4 protein-coding genes are annotated in these 4,567 nt (G+C 69.8%); 3 read left to right on the top strand and 1 reads right to left on the bottom strand.

Annotation, left to right across the window (positions count from 1 at the left end; translation table 11 throughout):
- Window positions 1–978, bottom strand: a 978-nt coding sequence (locus tag KVT44_RS55210; RefSeq protein WP_302832267.1) for a glycogen debranching N-terminal domain-containing protein, incomplete at its 3' end; no start/stop codon positions are given.
- Between the two features lie 210 nt (window positions 979–1,188).
- On the opposite strand from KVT44_RS55210, the gene KVT44_RS55205 reads away from it, so the two are divergent.
- From KVT44_RS55205 to KVT44_RS55195, 3 genes are all read left to right on the top strand, one after another.
- Window positions 1,189–2,214, top strand: a complete 1,026-nt coding sequence (locus tag KVT44_RS55205; RefSeq protein WP_217576776.1) for a LacI family DNA-binding transcriptional regulator — start codon at window positions 1,189–1,191, stop codon at window positions 2,212–2,214.
- A gap of 157 nt (window positions 2,215–2,371) precedes the next feature.
- Window positions 2,372–3,616, top strand: coding sequence for an extracellular solute-binding protein (locus tag KVT44_RS55200; RefSeq protein WP_217576774.1), 1,245 nt, complete (start codon window positions 2,372–2,374; stop codon window positions 3,614–3,616).
- A gap of 59 nt (window positions 3,617–3,675) precedes the next feature.
- A partial coding sequence (locus KVT44_RS55195) for a carbohydrate ABC transporter permease (protein ID WP_217576772.1) occupies window positions 3,676–4,567 on the top strand: 892 nt, incomplete at its 3' end.

The raw sequence follows: 4,567 nt of genomic DNA, 5'->3' as shown, positions 1-4,567 counted from the left end.
CTGCGTGCGCAGGGCGCCCAGTGCAGGGTCGGTCCACAGGGGCAGGAGCAACCGTGCGGCCCACAAGCTGACCCGGCCGTAGAGCGTGAAGAACCACGGGACTCCCGCGGCGAGGAACGTGTCACCGGGGGATGAGGCCATGGCCATGCGCAGCGAGTGGAGGTCGTCCAGGCTCTGCGCGACGAGGGCGGGCAGCCGGCGGTCGTCGGCGGTGACGTCCGGGCGCTGCCAGGTGGGCCGGGGGCCAGCGGCCGTGACGGCCGCGGCCGTGTCGGAGATCTCGACGGCCAGGTGCAGGTCGACGTTCTCGCGGGGCTTGACCGTGAGGGTCCAGGTCAGCGTGGAATGCTCCGTGTCGGCCAGCGCGCCGGGGGCGCTCACGGCGACCTCGACGTCCTTGTCGCCCCAGCGCAACACGCCGTCGCCGGAGGACAGTTCACCCGCCGGTTCAAGAGGAGACCGGGGCGCCAGGCCCGCCTTCGCGTGCTCCAGCGTCACGAGGTCCCCGGCGATTTCGACCCGGACGGCGAGATGCACCGGCGTCGTCGCGGTGGAGCGGACGGTCAGCTGTTCGGTGAGTCGGCCGGGGGTTACGGTGCGCCGTCTGTCGACCCGGACGGTCGGGTCGGGAATGGCGTCGCCGAGCGCCTGGACCAGGCCGACGAAACGGCTGCGGCCAGGTCCGTCCGTCGCGTTCATGACCGCGACGACCGGCAGCCAGCCCCCGCCCTCACCGCCACCGGCCCCGTCGGCAGCCGGAGGCGTCTTCCCCGCGTGCTCGCCGGACGGCGCGCGGCCGGGGCGCAGTGTCACGCGCAGCAGACTCACCGCGCGTACGTCGGCGTGGAAGAGCCCGTGTACGGCGGCCCCAGGAGCGGCGGCGTCGAGGTTGCCGTCCGGCCGGGACAGGACGACCGTCGGGGCGGCGAGGGTGACCGCGAGATCGTGCAGGAGCGGCTGCCGCTCAGGTGAGGTCATGAAAGCTCCGTCCGGTGCCCGGTGTCTCGTGGGCGGTTTGTGAGGGCGGTTCGTAACTGCGCCGACTCTTGACAGCCCGCGCTGGGATCGCCACAGTAACCGATTGGAACGCTAAATTTAACGTTCAAATCCAAGTGGGACGTCGATGCACTGCGGTGCCACGACGGCGATACGCTGCGGCGCAGTGAACTTTGTGGAGGTGGCTTCGCGATGGCGCGAGTAACACTCGAGAGCGTGGCGCGGCATGCCTCCGTGTCGACACAGACCGTGTCCAACGTCATCAACGCGCCGCATCGGGTGCGCCCGGAGACCCTGGCCCGGGTACAGGCCGCCATCAAGGAGCTCAACTACCGCCCGAACCAGGCTTCCCGGACGCTGCGGACCCGGCGTTCACGGCTGATCGGCGCGCGCATCGAGCCGCTGCGCGACGGCGTCAACGGCGCCGTCCTCGCCCAGTTCCTCCAGTCGCTGACCGCCCGTACCCAGGAGGCCGGCTACCGGATCGTGGTGTTCACGGCCACCGACGACGACCACGAGTGCTCCCTGTACGAACAGCTGCTCGACGATCACGACCTCGACGCCTTCGTCCTGCACGCCACTCACGCCGGCGACCGCCGGACGGCGTGGCTCAGCGAGCGCCGGGTGCCGTTCGTGACCTTCGGCCGGCCCTGGGGAGCGGAACCGGATGCCGCCGAGCGGCACGGCTGGGTCGATGTCGACGGCGCGCAGGGGACCCTTGCCGCGACCCGGCACCTCATCGAGACCGGCCACCGGCGGATCGCCTTTCTCGGCTGGCCGGAGAATTTTGAAGTCGGTGACGACCGGCGCAGCGGCTGGTCCTCCCTCCTTACCGTGTCCGGAATCGACGCCCCTGCCGGCTACGACGTCGGTGTTCCCGACGGGCTCGACACCGGCCGCAAGGCCGCTGCGGCGATGCTCGACCTGCCCACTCCGCCGACCGCGATCGTCTGTGCCAGCGACTCGCTGGCGCTCGGGGCCTGGACCGAGATCACCGCACGTGGGCTGCGCCCCGGGGTCGATGTCGCGGTGGTCGGCTTCGACGACTCGCCGACCGCGGCGGTCGTCGGCCTGAGCAGCGTGGCGCAGCCCTACGACGAAGCCGCCGCCGCCTGCCTGCGGATGCTCCAGGAGCTGCTGGCGACTCCCGAACCGCCAGCCGTTCCGCCCACCCCGATCCTGCTGCCGCCCCGGCTCGTCGTCCGCGCGAGCGGCTGAGCCGTCCCGCGGCACCCGCACCCTTTTCACCCTGCCGAACGGCGCCGTAGGCCGTTCCATCGACACCCGCGATCCCGTTCACCGCCCCAGTGCGGCAACGGGATGCGGCCCCCTCCGCCACCGGCTGTTCAGGTCGGCCTGCACAAGGAGATTTGTCATGAGAAATCCTCGTACGCGCTGGGCAGTTGGCGGTGTCGCGCTGCTGTCGCTCAGCCTGTCGGCCTGTGGGGGCAGCGGGTTCGACAGCGGCACCGACAGCCAGCAGTCGTCCGGGCCCGCCTCGATCAAGGTCCTCATCGCCTCCAGCGGCGACGCCGGGACGAAGGCCGTCACGGACGCCGCCGCGGCCTGGGCGACGAAGTCCGGCAACAAGGCGACGGTCACCCCGGCGCAGAACATCGACCAGCAGCTCGGCCAGGGCTTCGCCTCCAGCAACCCGCCGGACGTCTTCTACGTCGACGCCGCCCGCTTCGCGACGTACGCGAGCGAGGGCAGCCTCGAACCGTACGGCGACAGCTTCGCGGGGAAGGACGACTTCTACCCCGCTCTGCGTCAGGCGTTCACCTACAAGAGCAAGCTCTACTGCGTCCCCAAGGACTTCTCCACGCTCGGCCTGCAGATCAACACCACGGCATGGGCGAAGGCCGGCCTGACCGACGCCGACATTCCCAGCACCTGGCAGCAACTGGCGGCCGTGGCGAAGAAGCTGACGACGGGCAAGCAGGTCGGCCTGGCACTCGGCAACACGCGGGACCGGATCGGTGCCTTCATGGTCCAGGCCGACGGATGGGTGACGAACAAGAACGCCACCAAGGTCACCGCGGACTCTCCCGAGAACCTCAAGGCCCTGAAGTTCGTCCAGTCGCTGCTCGCCGACGGTTCGGCCAAGTACCCCAAGCAGCTCGACTCCGGCTGGCCGGGTGAAGCCTTCGGCAAGCAGAAGGCCGCCATGACGATCGAGGGCAACTGGACGGCCGGCGCCATGAAGAGCGACTACCCGGGCGCCAAGTACAGGACGGTTCCACTGCCGGCCGGCCCTACGGGCAAGAAGGGCACGCTCGCCTTCCCCCAGTGCTGGGGCATCGCGGCCAAGAGCAAGCACAAGGCCGCGGCCATCGACTTCGTCAAGGCGATGACCGCGAAGGACGCCGAGCTGGCCTTCGCGAAGGCGATCGGCGTTATGCCGTCGCGACAGTCCGCCCAGGCCGACTACGTCGTCCAGTTCCCGCAGGACAAGGCATTCATCGACGGCGCCGCGTACGCCCAGGCCCCCGTGAACATCGCGAAGATCGACCAGGTGCTCACCGACTTCGACACCGGCCTTCAGTCACTGCCGGGCGCCAACCCGAAGCAGATCCTCGCGCGACTCCAGAAGAACGCGCAGGCGGTCGTAGGCCAGTGACCCGGACCACCCGGGCGACTCAGTAATCCGGACAGGAACAGAACGAGAGTGAACCTGCGATGAGTGAACCGAATCCCGGGCCCCCACAGGGCCCGGGCAGCGGCCCGGCACCGGCCCGAACGGCAGACACCGCCAAGGCCAGTGGAGGCCGGGGCCGCCGCAACCGAGCCCCCCGCGACGGTATCCGAGGCCGGGAAGGTCTCGCCGGCTGGCTGTTCGTCTCACCCGTCCTCCTCGTGCTCGGACTCTTCCTGGTCGTGCCGATCCTCATGGCGCTCTGGGTGAGCCTGTCCGACTGGAACGGCCAGGGCAGCCCCTTCTCCTCGGGCGTGCACTTCGTCGGCGCACAGAACTACGCGCCGCTTCTCACCAAGTCCGGCCTGGCACAGAGCGACTTCCTGACGAGCCTGCGCAACAACGCCTACTACGTGCTCTTCGTCGTCCCGCTGCAGACCGCGCTCGCACTGGGCCTGGCGCTCCTGGTCAACGGCAGACGCCTGAAGGGCAAAGGGTTCTTCCGCACCGCGTACTACTTCCCGTCGGTGACGAGCTCGGTCGCGATCTCCGTCGTCTTCCTGTTCATCTTCTCCTCCAGCGGCGTCGTCAACTCCCTGCTCGCGAAGGTCGGAGTCGACGGACCGGCCTGGTTCGCCGATCCCCGCGGCGTCATCCATCTCGCCCTCGGCGCCTTCGGCGTCAACAACGACGCGCCCCCGTCCGCCCTCGCCGACACCACCGTCGGCGGCCTGTCCCTGTGGGACTGGATCTCGGGCCCCAGCGTGGCCATGTGCGCGATCATCGCCCTGGTCGTGTGGACGACGGCCGGCACATTCATGCTCATGTTCCTCGCCGCACTGCAGGACATCCCGGTCGAAGTCGAGGAGGCCGCCGAGATCGACGGCACCGGGCGCCGGCTGCGGTTCCCACACCTCACCCTGCCCATGCCCACGC

Origin of the sequence: Streptomyces sp. GbtcB7, assembly GCF_019091445.1 — a bacterium.
Taxonomy (GTDB): Bacteria; Actinomycetota; Actinomycetes; order Streptomycetales; family Streptomycetaceae; genus Streptomyces; species Streptomyces mirabilis.
This window is presented reverse-complemented; position numbering and strand designations above follow the sequence as displayed.

What these genes read in the sequence shown, in the direction of transcription:
- KVT44_RS55200 (WP_217576774.1), top strand. Translation starts at nt 2,372, where the DNA reads ATGAGAAATCCTCGTACGCGCTGGGCAGTTGGCGGTGTCGCGCTGCTG.
- KVT44_RS55205 (WP_217576776.1), top strand. Translation starts at nt 1,189, where the DNA reads ATGGCGCGAGTAACACTCGAGAGCGTGGCGCGGCATGCCTCCGTGTCG.